This window comes from Cohnella caldifontis, assembly GCF_029360585.1.
Taxonomy (GTDB): domain Bacteria; phylum Bacillota; class Bacilli; order Paenibacillales; family Paenibacillaceae; genus Cohnella; species Cohnella caldifontis.
Genome location: NZ_JAQZSJ010000009.1, coordinates 186957 through 204622, shown reverse-complemented (window position 1 = coordinate 204622; position 17666 = coordinate 186957). Strand labels below are relative to the sequence as shown.

The 17666-nt window shown below is 47.3% G+C and carries 20 protein-coding genes, 1 pseudogene and 1 riboswitch; of the genes and pseudogenes, 12 read left to right on the top strand and 9 right to left on the bottom strand.

Annotation, left to right across the window (positions count from 1 at the left end):
* From PTZ19_RS14755 to PTZ19_RS14750, 4 genes and pseudogenes are all read left to right on the top strand, one after another.
* Positions 1-1933, top strand: a 1933-nt coding sequence (locus PTZ19_RS14755) for an S-layer homology domain-containing protein (RefSeq protein WP_276355826.1), incomplete at its 5' end; no start/stop codon positions are given.
* A gap of 47 nt (positions 1934-1980) precedes the next feature.
* Positions 1981-2208, top strand: coding sequence for an S-layer homology domain-containing protein (locus PTZ19_RS25435; RefSeq protein WP_422615002.1), 228 nt, complete (start codon positions 1981-1983; stop codon positions 2206-2208).
* An 18-nt stretch (positions 2209-2226) separates the two neighbouring features.
* Positions 2227-2298: pseudogene (locus PTZ19_RS25430) on the top strand (S-layer homology domain-containing protein); the annotation flags it as partial.
* A 15-nt stretch (positions 2299-2313) separates the two neighbouring features.
* The gene (locus PTZ19_RS14750) at positions 2314-2553 is read left to right on the top strand and encodes an S-layer homology domain-containing protein (protein WP_276355824.1); all 240 of its coding nucleotides are present in this window, start codon (positions 2314-2316) and stop codon (positions 2551-2553) included.
* 241 nt (positions 2554-2794) lie between these two features.
* Here the strand turns inward: PTZ19_RS14750 and PTZ19_RS14745 are convergent, their stop codons facing one another.
* On the bottom strand, positions 2795-3181 hold the full coding sequence (locus PTZ19_RS14745; protein ID WP_276355822.1) for a hypothetical protein: 387 nt from the start codon (positions 3179-3181) through the stop codon (positions 2795-2797).
* A gap of 72 nt (positions 3182-3253) precedes the next feature.
* Here PTZ19_RS14745 and PTZ19_RS14740 point away from each other — a divergent pair, with 72 nt between their 5' ends.
* The 5 genes from PTZ19_RS14740 to PTZ19_RS14725 all read left to right on the top strand — a co-directional run bounded on the left by PTZ19_RS14740 (position 3254) and on the right by PTZ19_RS14725 (position 7765).
* A complete protein-coding gene (locus PTZ19_RS14740) occupies positions 3254-3418 on the top strand; it encodes a sigma factor-like helix-turn-helix DNA-binding protein (protein WP_276355820.1) in 165 nt (54 codons plus the stop codon).
* Positions 3419-3536: 118 nt separating this feature from the next.
* Complete coding sequence (locus PTZ19_RS14735) at positions 3537-3944, top strand: DUF6075 family protein (protein ID WP_276355817.1); 408 nt, start codon at positions 3537-3539, stop codon at positions 3942-3944.
* Between the two features lie 32 nt (positions 3945-3976).
* The gene (locus PTZ19_RS14730) at positions 3977-5938 is read left to right on the top strand and encodes a C40 family peptidase (RefSeq protein ID WP_276355814.1); all 1962 of its coding nucleotides are present in this window, start codon (positions 3977-3979) and stop codon (positions 5936-5938) included.
* A gap of 690 nt (positions 5939-6628) precedes the next feature.
* Positions 6629-6769 carry a Ger(x)C family spore germination C-terminal domain-containing protein gene (locus PTZ19_RS25425; protein ID WP_422615003.1) on the top strand — a complete coding sequence of 47 codons (141 nt, stop codon included), beginning with the start codon at positions 6629-6631 and terminating at the stop codon, positions 6767-6769.
* Between the two features lie 702 nt (positions 6770-7471).
* A complete protein-coding gene (locus PTZ19_RS14725) occupies positions 7472-7765 on the top strand; it encodes a hypothetical protein (protein ID WP_276355811.1) in 294 nt (97 codons plus the stop codon).
* A 146-nt stretch (positions 7766-7911) separates the two neighbouring features.
* Here PTZ19_RS14725 and PTZ19_RS14720 read toward each other — a convergent pair whose 3' ends face one another.
* The 4 genes from PTZ19_RS14720 to PTZ19_RS14705 form a co-directional block, all read right to left on the bottom strand.
* Positions 7912-8706, bottom strand: coding sequence for a GGDEF domain-containing protein (locus PTZ19_RS14720; protein WP_276355808.1), 795 nt, complete (start codon positions 8704-8706; stop codon positions 7912-7914).
* Positions 8703-9056, bottom strand: a complete 354-nt coding sequence (locus PTZ19_RS14715; protein ID WP_185134752.1) for a hypothetical protein — start codon at positions 9054-9056, stop codon at positions 8703-8705. The genes PTZ19_RS14720 and PTZ19_RS14715 overlap by 4 nt, the downstream gene beginning before the upstream one ends.
* A 45-nt stretch (positions 9057-9101) precedes the next feature.
* Entirely contained in the window at positions 9102-9896 is a 795-nt protein-coding gene (locus PTZ19_RS14710) for an EAL domain-containing protein (RefSeq protein ID WP_276355805.1), read from the bottom strand.
* A riboswitch (cyclic di-GMP riboswitch) is annotated at positions 9897-9980 on the bottom strand.
* A gap of 278 nt (positions 9981-10258) precedes the next feature.
* Positions 10259-10603, bottom strand: a complete 345-nt coding sequence (locus PTZ19_RS14705; protein ID WP_276355802.1) for a helix-turn-helix domain-containing protein — start codon at positions 10601-10603, stop codon at positions 10259-10261.
* Between the two features lie 188 nt (positions 10604-10791).
* On the opposite strand from PTZ19_RS14705, the gene PTZ19_RS14700 reads away from it, so the two are divergent.
* Positions 10792-11109 (top strand): hypothetical protein, encoded by a 318-nt coding sequence (locus PTZ19_RS14700; RefSeq protein ID WP_276355800.1) that lies wholly within the window; start codon positions 10792-10794, stop codon positions 11107-11109.
* Positions 11110-11241: 132 nt separating this feature from the next.
* On the opposite strand, the gene PTZ19_RS14695 is transcribed toward PTZ19_RS14700, so the two are convergent.
* The 3 genes from PTZ19_RS14695 to PTZ19_RS14685 are packed head-to-tail and all read right to left on the bottom strand — an operon-like array spanning position 11242 to position 15209.
* On the bottom strand, positions 11242-12396 hold the full coding sequence (locus PTZ19_RS14695; protein ID WP_276355798.1) for a Ger(x)C family spore germination protein: 1155 nt from the start codon (positions 12394-12396) through the stop codon (positions 11242-11244).
* Positions 12393-13952 carry a spore germination protein gene (locus PTZ19_RS14690; protein WP_276355796.1) on the bottom strand — a complete coding sequence of 520 codons (1560 nt, stop codon included), beginning with the start codon at positions 13950-13952 and terminating at the stop codon, positions 12393-12395. Before PTZ19_RS14690 ends, PTZ19_RS14695 begins: the two co-directional genes overlap by 4 nt.
* Positions 13953-13958: 6 nt before the next feature.
* Positions 13959-15209 carry a GerAB/ArcD/ProY family transporter gene (locus PTZ19_RS14685; RefSeq protein WP_276355794.1) on the bottom strand — a complete coding sequence of 417 codons (1251 nt, stop codon included), beginning with the start codon at positions 15207-15209 and terminating at the stop codon, positions 13959-13961.
* A 269-nt stretch (positions 15210-15478) separates the two neighbouring features.
* Between PTZ19_RS14685 and PTZ19_RS14680 the strand changes: the two genes are divergently transcribed.
* Positions 15479-16165: an MFS transporter gene (locus PTZ19_RS14680; protein WP_276355791.1), complete on the top strand. Its 687-nt coding sequence runs from the start codon at positions 15479-15481 to the stop codon at positions 16163-16165.
* Positions 16116-16682 carry an MFS transporter gene (locus tag PTZ19_RS14675; RefSeq protein WP_276355789.1) on the top strand — a complete coding sequence of 189 codons (567 nt, stop codon included), beginning with the start codon at positions 16116-16118 and terminating at the stop codon, positions 16680-16682. The genes PTZ19_RS14680 and PTZ19_RS14675 overlap by 50 nt, the downstream gene beginning before the upstream one ends.
* 205 nt (positions 16683-16887) lie before the next feature.
* On the opposite strand, the gene PTZ19_RS14670 is transcribed toward PTZ19_RS14675, so the two are convergent.
* Positions 16888-17544, bottom strand: coding sequence for a TetR/AcrR family transcriptional regulator (locus PTZ19_RS14670; RefSeq protein ID WP_276355788.1), 657 nt, complete (start codon positions 17542-17544; stop codon positions 16888-16890).
* Positions 17545-17666: the final 122 nt, after the last annotated feature.

Sequence of the window (17666 nt, the reverse complement as noted above, 5' to 3'; positions counted from 1 at the left end):
GACGCTTACGTTCGCGTTCAGCGCAGGCGACCCGCAGACGCTGACCATTACGATCAGCGACACGACGCCGATCGCTGCTGAAGCTCCTGTGCTGCAATCTGCCCAAGCGGGTAATGCTCAGGTTGTCTTGACATGGAGTCCGGTAATTGGTGCGACAGAGTATAAAGTATACACAAGGTTAACTTCCGGTACGTATGGGGCGGAAGCAACTACAGTCTCCGGTTCGGTTTACAGCTACACGGTGACAGGCTTGACTAACGGGGTGTCTTATTATTTTGTGGTGAAGTCGGTCAAGTCGGGAGCAGACAGCGAAGCTTCCAACGAAATGAGCGCCACGCCGCATACGGTTCCGTCAGCGCCGACGAATGTTACAGCGTTTGCCGGAAACGGACAGGCGACCGTGACGTTCACACCACCAAGCGATAATGGCGGAAGCGAGATTACAGGATATGAAGTGACGGCAACGCCCGGCGGCAAGGTTGTGGCCGGGACGGCAAGCCCCATTGTCATCACCGGATTAAACAACGGCACAAGTTACACATTCACAATCAAGGCCATCAACAAGGCTGGACCTAGTGAATCTTCAACACCATCCAACGCCGTTGTCCCAACTGCGCCATCCAGCGGGGGAGACGATGAACCGTCGCAGCCTGTATCACCAACTGAACCGGATACACCAGACAAAAATGTGATTATTCTGGTCAACGGCAAAGAAGAAAATGCGGGTACGGTATCGACTTCCACAAGAAACAATCAGACCGTTTACACGATTGCAATCGATCCCGCCAAGCTGGACGAGAAGCTCGCGGAGGAAGGCCAGAATGCCATCGTGACGATACCGGTTCCTTCGGGATCCGATGTGGCCGTCGGCGAATTGAACGGTCAAATGGTGAAAAACCTGGAAGATCATCAGGCAGTTCTGGAAATCAAAACGGATCGGGCCACTTATACGCTTCCGGCGCAACAGATCAATATTAACGCAATATCCGCGCAAGTCGGGGCTTCAGTGGCGCTGCAGGACATCAAGATCCATGTAGAAATCGGCGCACCTGCGGCAGATACTGCCAAATTGGTGGAAAATAAGGCGGAGAATGGAATATTTTCCATTGTCGTTCCGCCGGTGGAATTTACGGTCAGAGCGACATACGGGGAAACGACCATCGAAGTATCGAAATTTGACGTTTATGTCGAGCGAACCATTGCTATTCCTGACGGAGTTGATCCGGACAAGATCACAACAGGCGTTGTCGTCGAACCGGACGGATCTGTACGCCATGTGCCGACCAAGGTCATCCTGATCGATGGTAAATACTGCGCCAAAATCAATAGCCTGACGAACAGTACGTACACAGTCGTATGGCATCCGCACGAATTTGGCGATGTGGCAAACCATTGGGCGAAAGACACCGTCAATGACATGGGATCGCGCATGATCATCGATGGTACAGGCAATGGCATGTTTAGTCCTGACCGGGACATTACCCGCGCTGAGTTTGTAGCGACCATCGTTCGCGGATTGGGGCTTAAGCTGGAGAATGAGACTACACCATTCTCGGACGTGAAGGCATCGGATTGGTACAGCAGTGCGTTTCGCACCGCTTATGCGTATCATTTGGTGGGCGGTTTTGAAGACGGCACCTTCCGGCCGAATGACAGGATTACGCGCGAACAGGCGATGGTCATCATCTCCAAAGCCATGACGATTACGAACTTGAAAGCCAAGCTTCCTGTCCAGGCGGCAGATGCAACACTTCGTCCGTTTGGTGATGCAGCTGAAGTATCCGCATGGGCGCAAAGCAGCGTTGCGGACAGTGTTCAGGCTGGCATAGTATCTGGAAGGAGCGGTACTGCGCTTGCCCCGAAGGATTACATGACCAGGGCTGAGGTTGCAACAATTATTCAGGGACTATTACAAAAATCTGGTCTGATTTAATTTAAGTTTGAATCGGTTTAATTTATCAATAAACGTTTGGAATATGAATGTGGTACCCAATTCCATCGTTCACCGGCATCGCTGGTCATTGGGGCGAGTGCTCAATCATTCGCGCAGCGACGCAAAAGTTGGTGAGCGGCTACCCGGATGGAACGTTCAGGCCAAACAACTCGGTCACACGTGCCGAATTTACGGCTATGCTGGTTGGGGCGCTTAAACTGGACGGCACAGGCGTGGCGCTTGATTTTACGGATCAGGCTAAGATCGGGGCTTAGGCGAAACGAGCGGTTGCTCTCGCTGTGCAAGCGGGAATCGTCAGCGGGTACGAGGACGGCAGCTTCCGGCCTGATGCTCAGATTACCCGCGCGGAGATGGCGTCGATGATTGCCAATGCGCTGAAGGTGCCTCTTGACGCGAATGCACAAACCGGCTTTGCCGATAATGAAGACATTCCGAACTGGGCGAAAGGCGCGGTAAAAGCGATTCACAAGCTTGGTATCGTCAGCGGCCGCGGCGGCAACAAATTCGTTCCAAACGACACGGCAACACGGGCGGAAGCGGTCGTCATGCTGCTCAGAATGCTGGAAGTTCGGGAGCAAGAACATCAAGGGCAGACCTAACATGATTTTACTCGGTTGGGTCTGCCCTTTCTTTTGAAGTCGCAAAGCAATCCATTCATGAGACTATTCCAACGAATGTGGTCATCGCTTTCGAAGGGATGGCCCTTTTTCATCTTAATAAATATTCTTCATTACTTTCGTATGACAGCACCACCATAACAACAGATTGGCTTTCTTCTCGCAGCGGTGTTGCCATGTGAGGATGGAGCTGATATTTATGTATCCCCATTTGCCTATAATGTTAGGCCGCAATCATTTTATGAAATTGTACTGCGGCTTTTAATACGAACACATTCGGACTTTGCCGCAATGGAGAGTTGGCATGCTCTGCGGCAAGGTCTTTTTTGTTTTTTTCAGCTATTGCACATATACATAAAGGGTAGCGCTGGCTGTCGTTCTCCCCCCTCTGTTTTGGTTTGCCAACAAACCAAAATGGAGGGACATGAATGAAAAAGATGAATTTGCGGGATATGTATCCTTTTTTTAAGACGGATGTATGGGTTGATGTAGATGAAGAAGTTGCCCGTGAAATGCGCCGCTTCGACTTGGAGGAAAGCGCATACAGACTGCGAACGTATCGCCATCGGCCTATTATTCGCTTGATCGCAACGACGGGATTGAGCAGCATGTTTTATTTCTTTCGATTTCACCGGAGGAGTATTACGAGCGCAAGCTTTCACGGCAGCAACTCTATGAAGCTATGTGTCAATTGCCTGTGAAGTCCGCCAGACGAATTTATGCCCATTACTTTCTGGGTATGAGCAAAGTCGATATTGCCAGAGTCGAGCATGTCGATGAGCGGGCGGTTCGTAAATCGATCCAACGAGGCTTGAAACAAATGGAATACTTGCTCAAAAACATGTAATCGTTTCGTCGGAGGGTCCGATTTTCCTGCCAAAATGAACGGTTATATAGAGGACAATGTTCAGACAGCGGCTGGTTGCAACCAGCCGCTGCATTCTCCACGAAAGGGGTATGTGACGATGCATCAGATTCGGTTTCGAGATGATGAACACGAGAGGTTTTACGTTCAGATGTTGGATGCAGAGAAATGCAGCGATGGCTACCACCGGGCACTGTTCTATACATTGGGCATTTCCCGAGAAACCAGAAGTCATATCCGCGATTTGTATGATTTTGCTAATGGCGGCATTAAGCCCGAAGGCCTTTCGGCCCCTTGGCAAACCGGCAGTACCATTCGAGTGTGCCGGCTCGCCTTTAATTTATGGAACGGCTGGACCGAAGCAGGAGGCGAACGTTACTCCACTCCCCACGAATTATTCGATTGCAGCTATGCCCCCTACTTTTTTGAAGCGATTCATCTTCGTTATCCCGAATATTGCCGAAGTCACGAGAGTACGATCAAACGGCTGGCCGAACAAATTCGCTGAATGGCTGCCAGCGACGGGAGTGGAATGGGACGATGAAGAAAATTAAAACGAGGAATGTTGTGAAAGACATCAAACGTTTGGACAGATTCCCGAACATGTTGCATCGTGTAAAGCGTTCAAGCGCTCGTGCCAAGCGGCAGGTTGAGAATGACAAGACGACTTCCCAGTCTCCAGTTGAATATGCTCAGCGCCATTCCGCAGCGGCTACGAAAAAAACGATACGTGCCCAAATGGGGATGAGTGTGCGTATCAACAAGAGATTGATTCGGCACATTCTAAAAAGGCAGTCATTGCCAGATGGTGATTCTGTCACAAGTCAGAGCCCAGTTGATGTCAATGCGGAGTCTTCGATTGCGCGTACACCGCGACTTGCCCGTAGCTTACGTCTCCGTAAGCCGGTTGATGGAAAATACGTCTTGTCTTCTGGTTCGCATTCAGGAAAACAACGATTTATACGAAGCCGGGTCAATGCCCGGCTTCTGCATCGTTCTCGAACAGGTAGCTATCCTGAGCGGATGCAGAAACGGGATATCGGTCCTCCAAAACCGGTCGGGAAGAAGGAAACATTCTCCGCCGCGGTATCTCGTTCAGCAAATGGACGCGTGAAATCGTTAACCCGAGTCCCCTCTGCTATATCAAAACAATCAGGTTATACGATCAAACGGAAAGTACGAAATTTCAAGACGTTATCGCCATTTATAAAAAATGGGCATCGGCTAGAGCACGCTAACAATCATTCGGATGCTCAAACTGAAGGGAAAATGAATGCCGTCAAGGAAGCACAGCGGGCTGTGCAGATGGCGATGTCTGCCCGCCGCTCCATTCAAACCGCGCGAGCTGCCGCGAGATTGAATCGCCTTATCGTTAAAATAGTTGTAAGAGCCACCGCCCTGCTTGTCAAGGGATTGACGGCGCTTTTGGGGATCAGCGGTTCGGTAATTGTAGTTTTGTGCATTGTCATGGTGAGCGCGGCGGTTATTTCCTCTCCTTTCGGTATCTTTATGTCCGGTGAAAATACGGATGCCGATGTAAAGCCGCTTACCCGAATCGTTCAGGAAATAGAGGATGAATTTGCCGCCCGACTGGTAGATATACAGCAATCCGCTGGCAATGTAGACCGGGTGGAATATCATTATCCCGGCAGCGCGGACAATACACGAATCGATAACTGGATGGACATTATCGCCGTCTTTGCCGTGAAGACCGTCACGGATGCTGAAAACGGAATGGATGTGGCCACGCTTGATGCAACAAGAATCGGTATCATCCGTTCGGTGTTTTGGGATATGAATTCGCTGGAATCTCGTGTTGAAACGATAGAACATAAGGAAACGGTTACGGTCGAACAGGAGGACGGGAGCACCAGCGAAGAGACGGTTACCCGATATGAGCGCATTTTGCATATTACGGTCATTAGCCAAACTGCGGAGCAACAGGCAGATATATACCGCTTTACAAATGAACAGATGGAATTAATGAAGGAAATGCTGTCCGAGGAGTTCCGCCCGCTCATGTATGCAATACTTGGAAAAGATGCGGATATTGGTTTGACGCCAGAGCAGCTTGATTTGGTTCAAAATAATTTACCCGAAACACGAGGCAGCGAAGCCGTCAAATTGGCGCTGACTCGTCTAGGCGATCCGTACAGCCAACCAAAGGCCGGTCAGGACAACTATACGGATTGCAGCTATCTCGTCCAATGGGTTTATCGACAACTGGGTATCAGCTTGCCGCGAACCGCTGCGGAGCAGGCCAGATTTTGCGTGGAGAATGGCCTTACAGTAGGCGCGGCCGACTTGGTTCCGGGTGACCTTGTGTTTTGGAGCTACGAGCGTAATGGCAGATTCATGGATATTACTCATGTCGGCATTTATGCGGGAGACGGCAAAGTAGTGGACGCTTCCTCCACTCGGGGACAAGTGGTTTATCGCGGTCTGTTCGATTCGGATAAACAAGTACTGTTTGGTAGACCGCATCTTTCAAGCGCTAATTGATGTTCTGAAGAGCTTTCTTCCCCATTCCTAATAAAAAATAAGCTTCTATCGAAGAAATCTCAAAGAGAAGACTGCGTTTAACGGAATGATTCGACTCGCTCCGTCTGGACGTGGGTTCACTGCCCCCGAGGGCCGTTTGTCCCCTCCTAAAACCGAGCGACCCGCGCGCTTCTTCCATGGTGCTAAACGAGGAAGGCTTGATCGGCGCTTTGACCGCACCCGCGCCTTGTTCCATTTTTGCGAAGCGAGATTTGCCCGAACACTTTCTCCGGCTGCACCAGCGCAAAAAACTTTACGCTCATTCGAATTACTTCTGGAATCTATTCCCTAACGAGCCATTCGAGTTGGTGCAAATATGAAATCACCTTGTTGCCCCTTACTTAGCACCGTTCTAAAAATTTTGACAGATTCCAAAATTTGCATAATCTCTTAAAGAAAGGTGCTAATAGAATGAAGCCCTTCTTCATTTATTCGTTCCCCAAGTTTTGTAAGCCCGAAAACCATGAGTGCACGAGCATATATAGGGCTATTTGTCGCTTACCGCGATATGCTGGCTCGAGGGGTGGACCTGTCGTGTATTCACCGAGAGTCGCTGAGAAGTCGGTTGAGGTGAGCAAGAGGGCAGCCGTAGTAACTTGAATCTAATGATTCTTAACAATCTCCGCCGCGCCATGCTGCGTCCGATTATGAATACCAGACCCACGAAAGGAAGACGATTTCATACGCAGCGTTCAAATGGCGCTGGAACGGACGCAAAAAGAAATGAAAGCGAATATTTACAATTTCGCGGATGCCTTCTATCGGAAGTACCCGAGGGAGTGGTCGAAATAAGGACCGCTGGGACAATAATCTTTATTCCCATTTGGAAGTCAACATACAAGCTAAGGTCAAAGTTGTCCGTCCCGGCATGACCACCAAAAGCATATTCAAGCCTGAGCAGAGGTGATGATGGAATCATGTTATGGGAGGGATTGCTGTGCGTTGCCGCGGCGCTCGCTTTAATGATTTTGCATGATTGGCGCGCCATGCCGTCTTATACCAAGAGGGAGAAGACGGCTTATGGTGTCCTGACCGGATTGGGGGCGATATTGGCAATCTTGCTTGTTCTCGATCCCCAAATGCCGGGTCCTACGCAGTGGATGGATGAACCGCTGGTAAACTTGTTGGAGAAGCTCACCTTGCTAAGGAGCGGGTGAATGGTGTTGGAAAAAGGGAAAAAATCCACCCCGCAAATCGGAAAATGATGTATTTGGCGGTTACTCCGACGGCTATTTCCCTCTCCGGTGCGGTTGTTTTGCAAGCATGGTTCAGCGAATTTCTGACCGTGTCGTTTTAATTCCATTTGCAAACCGTGCGGAAAAAGTGAAAAAAGTATGGCGATGACTTTGCTAGCCGTCATCGTGACGCTTGTGTCGTCCAATCCGGTTACGCTGCTGCTATTGGGGGGTCTAACGGGAAATTATACCTATCCTTTCCTGATAGTCGCCAGATACATCAACCTGGCCGATTTCTTTACCCATCTGGAATCGCTTTTTGGCTATTTTGGTGTTGGGTGCATTTGTAAAAATATGTGTTATCTTTTATGTGACGGCTATGGTCGCCGCTCAGTGGATGAGCCTGCGTGAATACCAGCCAATCGTTTTCCCCATCGGCTTCTTGCTGCTCTTAATGAGCATTTGGGTCGCGCCCAACCTGCAGGAGTTGACGCATGCTTTGTCCACTTCCATCTTTCTTTCGGCGTTAATGGTATTGGTATGCATTCCTGCGGAGCTACTCGTTGTGGCCTGGATCAGAAGACGATGGGAGAAGAAAAATATGCAGGATTGAATCGCGGGGACAGTTGGACACGTTCTGATATGATGAACATCCGTTTCAAAAGAATAGCGCCAACCTTCTGTTCACGCTGAGAAAGCGTGTCAGAATGCTTGACGCTTTTTACCGCTCTCAAGTTTAGCGAAAAGTCGAGTTTTCTATCATGCAAGAGATTTTTGCTTCAAAGAAGTGGATAGAAGACTGGCTCTGCTGATCAGTTCTCGAAAAGACAGCGAAAAAAAGTCAGGTACGAGATAGCCGTTTATGATTCCCACCGATGCGGATAATGTAACGTTTTGAATGACGACGGGTTGGGACAGGGCCGCCTCTAATTTCTTGGCATCGTTCTCATTCCGGCATGTAATCACAATAAACTCATCCCCTGCATACCTGCATACATAATCCTGTTCGTTGGTTATTGTACGCAAGCGATTAGAGAACTCGACTAGAAAATCGTCCCCTACCGGATGCCCATGAAATTTGTTGATTTCACCGAAGTTATTGAGATCAATAAAGAGCAAACGGAAATGTTGGCGACGGTTCAGAAAATGTTCGCCGATATGCTGGATATAAGGTGCACGGTACAAACCCGTTAGCGGATCCACGATTTGGTTCAGCTTGCCTTGAAGCGCTACTCGGGTCACGATCCCGATTGCCTGTTCTTCATGAGTGACAAGCAAACGTTCAATGCAATGTTGTTCCATCACTTCTAATGCGTCCCAGGCAAATCGGTCAGGCGAAATGCTGATCGGGTTTGGGGTCATCGCATCTGCCGCAATGCGATTGGGGTGGGAAGATCGGATATCCCGAGACGTAATGATCCCTACGATTGATCCATGATCTGTGACGACCAGCGAACCAATTTTAAGTTCATTCATCATGTCGGAGACGAACTGGACGCCTCGTTCCGATGAAACTGTGTAGACCGGGGACGACATGAATTCCGCCACCTTCATGACAACTCCACCTCCCGCTGAACGGACACCGAAATTTTCAGTTCGGAACGAAGGACCATGTTGTCGCTGATCAACCGGTCCGCTTCTTCCATTATGATTTGCATCAGCAAACGTTCGTCCAACATTTGAAGAATGGAGTTCCGAATCAAGACCGCTTCAATTTTGGCATGGTCCAATTTCACGATTGTAAATTGTTCCGGCGATAGCGCCTGCGCCATTCGCTTTACCGCTTCCGGCCCGATCGGGGCTTTTTTCCCGATGATCAACAAATCCTGCATGGGTGGAACTTCAAACTCTGAAATTTTTAAAGAGAGCGTTGCTTTGCGGAAATAGTTCAGTTTATCCTGCATCCTGATTACTCCTTCGTGTTCGGGTGAGACTTCACGTTCAACCGTTTACGTTAACCGGTTCGGTCTTCCGAATAAATAGCCTTGTCCCATCTTGATACCCAAAGACAGCGCGGTATCCCAATCCTCTTCTTTTTCGATTCCTTCCAGGATCAGATTGGCCTCGTCATTGCAGTACTCGGCAAACAGCGCGACAACTTTTTGTTTTTTCCTGGATGTACTCAAGTCAGAAGCAAAGAATCGGTCGATTTTGATAAAATCCGGCGAGACGTCCACAATATTTCGAAAAGAAGTTGTTCCATCTCCTACATCGTCCAGGGCTATCAGGAAATTCAGTTCACGCAGCAAACGGATGGCATCTCTGAAAGAAGCGCTTTTCCATAAGAGGCCCTCATAAATGGACTCGTTAATCTCAAATACGATTTGGTTTCTAAATCGCTCGAATCGATCGGCAAGGGAGTCGAGTAAGTCGATAAATAAAGGCGAGACCAAAGTTGAAGGGAAAATGTTAATAAACAACAGGTTATGTTCCCGTGAGCCCGGAAATTCAAAGTAAGCTGAAATCGCCTGCAAAATTGAGAAAGAATCGACTTCGAACAACTTGTTCTGCTCCATGGCGCGCTGAAATAAAAGATCCGGATTCATGTTGGAGTTACTGCGAATGAGGGCCTCGTAACCAAGGATTCTCTTTTCCGGAAACCCCAAGATGGGCTGGAACACATGATAAAAATCGTTTTGTACTATTAATTGTTCAATATTCGGCATCGAGGCTACTCCCTTTGCTGGAGAATCAAAATAAGAAGCCACCCCGATTTGGGGCAGCTTTGAGCTCGGAAGCATCATTTCGGCAACCCAGCTACCATAGATATCATCCTTAGGCCTGAAGTTTTGCGCCCCCATTTTTCAATGGGTTTGCCGTTTCGTTTTTTATGATCCTGAAAGAAAGGGATCAGCCTGAGGACCTACGAATAGAACCTCCCCCTTTTGAATGAAGTTAGATCATTTACGACAAAATCCTTCTTTATACCCAATAATTCGCGCAAAAAGCGCCAACTCCTTCCAAACGGGTGTTCCTAAGAAACCGTATTTATCCAAAAAATCGGTAAAAACTTGCCATTTAACATAGAGAATCGCGGTAAATAAGCAGCAAGCGGTTGGTTCAGATCATCCCAACCGCTTGCTTTTTTCATAGCTTGAATCACTTTTTACGAATCTTCGGTTGCCGGTTCCAACAGTTCCCGTAAAATACGATACGCTTGTCGCTGTTTGGCATCGTTGTGTTTGAGCAATAAGAGAACGCTGGCCCATAACCATCTTTTTTGTTGCAAATTGGCCTCCTTCTCGTCGCTGAATAAATCGTATACGCTCATATGTAATGCCAAAGCAATTTTTTCAATTGTCTGAAGTTTGACGTTTTTTTCGCCGCGTTCAATCTGTCCAAGATATGTCGCGGCCATGCCGATCGATTCGGCTAGTTGTTCCTGAGTCAAATTTTGCTCCATGCGGTATAAGCGAATTTTTGCTCCGACTATTTGTGCAAAAGTAGCCATGTGCCTCTTACAACCCCTCTCTATAGTAAAGTGTAGTCAAAGCGGTTAGAGGGATGGAGTACTCTTAAACTACAGTAAGTCCTCTTTATTGTACCTTTAAATTGTTTGAGCTATAATTTTCCACGGAACTGCAAAGTCAAGTCCCATATTCCTTTATGTCTAGATTGGATAAAAAGGAGTCGAAAGTTATGCATCATGTACTGATCGCTGCACAGACCGTATTGTATGGGAAACGGCAGGAAATCGGCTTGAGCCATAATCAAGTGGTCAAGCTTTCCAAGGAGATTACAAGACTGACTCGATTATTGGAAAGCGTAAGTCAACAGACTGAGAATGGAATGCGAGAAATTAGGGGAAGGGTTGCCACGAGGCTGCTCAGCAAGGAACAACTGCTCGAATGTATAGCGACAGCTTGGGACATGGGACTTGAAGAAGAGTTTGTTGCTTTTTTGTTCAAGGAACTGCTACGGATGGAATCCGATACGGAATTGTCCGAAATGGAATAGGAGGTTGTCTTCAGAAAGAAAGCTTGATGGATGTAAAATGGTTACGGCATTGCTGCCGACGTGGAAGCGCGATTGATCGGATGTATCAATCGCGCCGCGAATCCATGATTTGAAAATCGGAATTTCCAACATCTAGGCTTGACTGGGCTTTAACTTGTACCTCCCCGTATTGGTCAGTTGAACATGGATTCGTATGTTTCGTAAAGAATCCTCATGCAGCACAAAATGATTTTCGTCTTCGATCCGGTGCCATACCGAGGGATAGCGTCGAAACAACGACTCGCCCAGATTATAAACATCAACCTTCCGCTCAAAGCCTTTCCGGTAAGTATGGCGAATTTGTTCTTCAATCTTTCGTTCGGCCAGGTCGATCAATTCTTTCTCGGACATTTCCTGATGCAATTCGTTAATGCCTGCCTTTACCGTTAGCTCGACGTCAAAATAAACGCGAAGATCTTGAACCGACGGCTTGATGCGCACTTTTGGCTTCTCCATGACCAATACAGCCTCTAACGATTTTTCACGTTCGAGAGAAAGCGGCACGCGAACCGTCTTTTTATGCATCCAAGGCAATCCTTGCAAATCGTCCGGATCCAATTCTCCATGGTACCGATTGTTCCAAAACACGGTTATACCTGCATATTCTAACAACGGATGCGTTTTTCTGCTTACTTCCCACTGATTTTTCTCAATCCGTAGAGCAGGCAGGTAACTCATCCGCGAATCTTCTTTCAGCGTCATGACAAATTGATACAACCTGATCGGTGAAATGATCGATCGTTGCCGATACTGGTCCTCCGGATTGTGCAAAATGGACATCATCGGAGACTCATTAAAGAACGGAGTTGAGTTGAAAATATCTTCAATCGATTCTTTGGTACTGAAAACCCAAACCAAATAGCGGATTTCCCTGTAACGGTTAAGCAAATCCAATACATCTTGAAATTTATTCTGTTTCAGAATGTGTTCGTTGAACACGAGCGTGGAAACATGACCCCAAAACACTCTTTGTTGCGACGTCTCATATAAATTGTTTGCAGCTTCCGTAAACGATGCGCCTGTTCCTTTACCGACCCATACAGGTGCTTCCCTCGATTTTTGTTGTCCTTCCAACTTGGCGACGCTGGAAAAATCAATAAGTTGCAAATACACAATGTACTTTCCGTCACGATAATCGAACCCGATGGCGGTTGCATAACTAATATTTTGAATTTCCTTCATATTCCAGCAACCGGTCGTGATGACGAGTAAAGCAATCAAGATTCCTGTTATTTTCATGCCTTTCATTTTGATTGTTCTCCCCGGTTTGTATCGTCAATCGTATGAAGCATCTCCGGACGCTTTCTCTTCCACGCTAATGGCAACCGAAACAAAGCATGCGGTAAATCTTTAAAAAACGGAGGAGACATCGGGGCCAGATACGGAACCCCGAAAGACTGAAGAGACGCCAGCAAAACCAGCAACAAAAATACGCCGAGAAAAAAACCGTATAAACCGAATATGCAAGAAAATATAAACAGTATGATTCTCAGTATGCTCACCGCACCTCCTAACGCCTGATTGGTAAGTGTTGCGCCGAATACATGCGTGATCGCGCCGATGATCACGATTCCGGGCGACAAAATTCCGGCTCGAATGGCTGCATCGCCCAAGATTAAGCCTCCTACAACGGTAAGTGTCGAACCGATAGAGGAAGGAAGGTGAACGCCGGCCTCGCGCAACATTTCAAGAAAAATGAGCGCAAGAAACATCTCCAGGCCGGTGGATAAGGGGATCCCGAGACGATTCACGGTCAGCGTCGCCAGCAAGTAAAATGGAAGCTGGTCTTGATGATAAGAAAGCAGGCAGAGCCAAAATGCCGGAAGCATGAGCGACACGAATAAACCTAACAACCGCAACATTTGTCCGAACGTTGAGGATAACGCTGTAAAATGAATGTCTTCCGGCGTTTTGATCAGGAGCATCAAGTTAGCCGGGCCAATTAATGCCGCCGGCGTTCCGTCCACCAATATAACAAATCGCCCGTTCGTCAAGCAGTTGACGGTAAAGTCCGGTCTTCCGGTATACGCCATAAGCGGAAAAAGCGCCCATGTCGGTTCAATCATTTCTTCAAGTTCCGTAGCGCTGAATACTCCGTCTATCGTTATCTTCTGCAGGCGCTGCTTTACCTCCTGTATGACCTTGGGATCGGCGATATCGTACATATACATCAATCCGATCCGGGTTTGCGTACGTTCGCCGAGCATGATTTGCTCATAGGCTAACGAAGGTGATTTAAGCCGTTTGCGGATAAGAGCGGCATTAGTGGCCAACTCTTCTACAAAGCAATCTTTGGCTCCCCGAACGGAGACTTCGACATTGGATTCTTCCGGTTTTCTCGCCGGAAGCTTGGCAATATCAACGGAACAGATGATCTGAAGCGCAGGAATATACATGAGCAATTTGCCTTCAAACACCTGTTGTGTTGCTTTCCGTTGCCAATTATCATCCGGCAGACGTTCCAGTTGAAGCTGACTCGCCGTTTGAAGCATGCCCGCGTCCGTAAAGCCGTATGTCTCATAAAAACGTTGCAAACGGGGAAGCACCACCTCATGAATCATATGGTGGCTGTCGCTCATCCCTTCGCAGAAGACGAATAGTACGGTTGAACGTTCCTCCACAGCGTTCAAGGCGTAGGTATGATGCTTGACATCGGCGCAACGGCTGAACAAATTTAAAATAGAGGAAGCATCGGCCAGTTCAACGGCTGGTCGTTCGGAAGGTGAGGCGCTTGGTTGAGAAGAAGAGTCAACCGACCCGACAGATATTTTGAAAAGAAATGGCCTCAACCACCTTTTGAGCATGGGGAATCACCTCTTCATTCTGTTGGAAATCCAAATTTTCGCGACAAGCAATGCCGTCAAGCCCAAAGCAGCGTAAACGGACGTCGGGAAAAACACGTTCCGCAGAAAATTGAGGAACCGTGCATCACTCACGGGCAGCACAACGGCAACGATCATCAGTGCGCCGTATAAAATGAGCCATGGCAATCGCTTGCCCGGTTTCCAAATGTCAACCATAAGAAACAGGGCCAGCGAGACACGGACAAACGTGCCGGAAAGCCACTGGTAGATGGAGAAGAAATCAAGGTGCGAAATATATTGCCCGAGTTGAACCAAACGCCATTGCTCGTATGCAGGGTAGCGTTGATTTGCCGCCTCAGCAGGTCCAAACACGGCGATGGCACCCATCAGCGGTCCCAGAATCAATCCGGCAAGCAGCACATTCACCAGCATGAGAGTGCCGAAGCGAGGACGTTTGGATAAATGCTCCTGATAAAAAAGGATGCAGATGATCTCCAAAAGCCCCCCAGCCGCATATAATGCGCCTTTCCATACAGGCTCCCACCCGAACTCGAAGACCGGAAACAGCAGGCTGTAATCCTTATACTTGTAGTTGGCTGTCATCACAAAATCGCCGAGCACGATCACAACCGGGAGCAAAATGCCGGTGACGATTGCAATCACGCGCAACCCGGCATATGCCGCCAATAGATTGCATCCGACTCCCGCAAGTACTAACGCCAAAGCCGGCGTCTGCGGCAAATAGGAGGCAATCGTCCATGTGATGGTGTCTTTTAGCGAAATGGCGCCCATTACGAACATATATATCGTGAAAAAAACGAGCATACCGGTTGCAGGCAGTTTGCCGAAATGACGATACAACCAGGTTTTGACCGGCGTCCCGTTCATGTTTTTGAGAATATAAGATAAACAGGCGATCCAGACTGGCGATACTGCCAATACGGCTAAAACGGATATCCAGGCATCTCTTTGGGAAGCAGTCAGCAGAAGCGGGATAATAATGACGTGATTCAGAATGCCGATCGCCATCAGGATCAGCATATATCCTTGCAGCAACGATATTTTATGATTGACCGATGCGATAGTTGTCACCACTTTCCGAAGGAACCTTTTCTTATGATTTCCAATTTCCCCCTCGCTAAAACAACATGTCTGGAGATATGGTCTATACAACAAAAAAACGTGAACAAAACCAAACAAAATGGAAAGGTCGCATTTCACCTTTCCATTTGAGCGCCTCCTGAAGCTTGTTTTCATGTTACAACACCAAGCCCTGGAGGCTCTGTACTTCATCCGTTACGTGTGAGTCCCTTTAGCTCCAATCGATTACCAGTCTTAACTTTTCCTCAATAATCACGTTCAATTTTTCCTCCTACAGTCTCATTCCTGCTTCTCGAAATTATAGCTAAAAACTCAATCGCAAATACTCAGTAATCGAAATATACAAAAAACGTATTTTACGTTTACGATGTTTCTAAAATGTGATACACGTCATTACTAACAAACAGAAATGGAAGTGATTCCGCGTGGGTTTAAAATCAAGAATTTCTTTATTGTTTCTAGCTGTAACCGCGACCTTCGGTACGATGATTGCTGCACCGGTAGTCAAACTGCTGGCCGTTGCTTTTCCGGAAACGGACAGGCTGCTCATTCAATGGATCGTAACCATATCGTCCCTATTTATATTGCCGACCTTGTTCATGGCAAGTTATCTTGCGAGAAACTTTCCAAGAAAAAACATCCTGATCGTTGGGTTGCTGCTCTATATTGTCGGCGGTATAGGTCCTGCCTTATCCAGTTCTTTCACCGTAATATTATTGTTTCGGGCGATTATGGGCATCAGCATCGGCTTAATTTCACCGGCGTTCAATTCCTTGATCGCAGAGAATTTCCAGGGCAGGGAAAGAGCGAAGATGAATGGTTACGTTATATCTATTACTGGAATCGGGGGTGCTGTATTTCTACCCATCGGGGGGGAATATTGCTTCATTTGGATGGAGAGCGGTATTCCTCACGTATTTATATGCGGTGATACAACTGATTCTCGTCGTTTTGTTTCTCCCGAAATTTTCGCCGGCACCCAATATCGAATCGCGCAACAAAGCGTCATGGCAGCTGCCGCGCATGTTTTATGCCGTTGCGATTGCGGGTTCTCTGACAACTATGCTCTATTTTTTAATCCCGACCACCATGCCGTTATATTTAGCCGATAACGGGATCGGATCCGTATCTTCCGTTGGTTATCTAACGGCGCTTTCCCTGATCGGCTCCTTTATCGCTGGTCTGAGTTTAACCACATTTGCTCCAGTGTTTGGCAGGATGCTTGCCCCTCTCGCCTTGATGGTGATGGCTGTCGGATTCTTGACTGTCAGTATGGCGCATTCGGTATGGACAGTTGGCATTGGGGTAATCCTGCTTGGCTTTGCCCAAGGATTTTTGTTTCCGTTGACGTTTAACAAAACGGCGGAAATCGTTCCTGTTGCGAGCTTGCCGATGGGAATTTCATTGCTGCTGGCTTTCATTTATATTTTTCAATTTATAAGTCCGTTATTTATGAAAGGCATTCAAGTGCTGTTTCATTTCTCCTCGACCAGAGAAACCTTCTTGCTGTTGGCCGGAGCGCTGCTGGTAACTGCGATTGGCATTATGCTAATTACAAGAAATGGTAATCATCAGTCTAGCCAGAACACGAAGCTGAAACAAGCATTCGTCGAGGAAAACCAGCAATAAGATTCGAGGGGGTTCATAGATGGGATACATCTGATTTTTTTAAATAAAGTGAGGAAGAGAGGCCGATGCGTAATGGCATGGACCTCTTCTTGCCATTAGATGCACCAAGGCAATTTCCAAGCGTGGAAACCAGTTATGACCTCCAATGACCTTTTATGCGAAGTTCACCTTTCAGCGAAAAATGTCTAGAGCCGATAGCAGCGTGCTACAATGTCCGATTAAACTTTTCCACAAGACGTTCGATAACGGGTTCTATTTTTGAGTCGTCCAGCATCGGCAGTTTTTCGGCTTTAAACAATTGTATTTTTTTAAGTTGGTAATAATCGTGGAGCACTTGTCTGATGGAGACTTGGTTAACAAGCAAATATTTCGGATTGATAATTTCCCGCAACAAAAGATCGTCCTGAAGCAGCAGGAAATTCTCGTTGATCGGATTGAAGATGCCTTTGTTTTTTCCATCTCTGTAAAATTCCAGAGCTTGCTTTTCGCGTTTGGTTAAAGCGGCTTTTAAGCGATCGTACAATTCCGGATATGCTGTCTGAAGGTCCTTAAGAAATATATCCGTGATGGTCCCGACGAGCGAAACGGTCTGTCCAAACAATTGCTGAAACCAGGTTCCAAAAGATGCCTCATCCTCCTCCGGAGACAGGTCTTCCAGCGTTTCTATATAATCCACAAAGACTCGGACAACGCCTTCCATCACTTCCTCCTTTGAAGAAAAGTGCTTATACATGGTGGCCCTACTTACGTCCATATGTTTGGCGATGTCATCCATCCTCAACTGCTGAAAACCATCCTTCATGACGGATGAAATCAATTTTTTCAGCAGCTTATCTTTCTGGGCCTCCGTATGTGCGCTCATTCCGTTTCCTCCTACAAGTTCTTATTCTTAATTATACATGAAAATCAAGTTAAAGACAAAAAATAAATTAGACATTTAGAATTATATATGTATATAATGTACTTAGTATCTGATTGGAATGT

Coding starts and splice junctions, on each gene's coding strand:
- PTZ19_RS25435 (WP_422615002.1), top strand. CDS start 1,981: ATGTGGTACCCAATTCCATCGTTCACCGGCATCGCTGGTCATTGGGGC.
- PTZ19_RS14750 (WP_276355824.1), top strand. CDS start 2,314: ATGATTGCCAATGCGCTGAAGGTGCCTCTTGACGCGAATGCACAAACC.
- PTZ19_RS14745 (WP_276355822.1), bottom strand. CDS start 3,181: ATGCTGCTCAATCCCGTCGTTGCGATCAAGCGAATAATAGGCCGATGG.
- PTZ19_RS14740 (WP_276355820.1), top strand. CDS start 3,254: ATGTGTCAATTGCCTGTGAAGTCCGCCAGACGAATTTATGCCCATTAC.
- PTZ19_RS14735 (WP_276355817.1), top strand. CDS start 3,537: ATGCATCAGATTCGGTTTCGAGATGATGAACACGAGAGGTTTTACGTT.
- PTZ19_RS14730 (WP_276355814.1), top strand. CDS start 3,977: ATGAAGAAAATTAAAACGAGGAATGTTGTGAAAGACATCAAACGTTTG.
- PTZ19_RS14720 (WP_276355808.1), bottom strand. CDS start 8,706: ATGAAGGTGGCGGAATTCATGTCGTCCCCGGTCTACACAGTTTCATCG.
- PTZ19_RS14715 (WP_185134752.1), bottom strand. CDS start 9,056: ATGCAGGATAAACTGAACTATTTCCGCAAAGCAACGCTCTCTTTAAAA.
- PTZ19_RS14710 (WP_276355805.1), bottom strand. CDS start 9,896: ATGATGCTTCCGAGCTCAAAGCTGCCCCAAATCGGGGTGGCTTCTTAT.
- PTZ19_RS14705 (WP_276355802.1), bottom strand. CDS start 10,603: ATGGCTACTTTTGCACAAATAGTCGGAGCAAAAATTCGCTTATACCGC.
- PTZ19_RS14700 (WP_276355800.1), top strand. CDS start 10,792: ATGCATCATGTACTGATCGCTGCACAGACCGTATTGTATGGGAAACGG.
- PTZ19_RS14695 (WP_276355798.1), bottom strand. CDS start 12,396: ATGAAAGGCATGAAAATAACAGGAATCTTGATTGCTTTACTCGTCATC.
- PTZ19_RS14690 (WP_276355796.1), bottom strand. CDS start 13,952: ATGCTCAAAAGGTGGTTGAGGCCATTTCTTTTCAAAATATCTGTCGGG.
- PTZ19_RS14685 (WP_276355794.1), bottom strand. CDS start 15,209: ATGAAAACAAGCTTCAGGAGGCGCTCAAATGGAAAGGTGAAATGCGAC.
- PTZ19_RS14675 (WP_276355789.1), top strand. CDS start 16,116: ATGCTCTATTTTTTAATCCCGACCACCATGCCGTTATATTTAGCCGAT.
- PTZ19_RS14670 (WP_276355788.1), bottom strand. CDS start 17,544: ATGAGCGCACATACGGAGGCCCAGAAAGATAAGCTGCTGAAAAAATTG.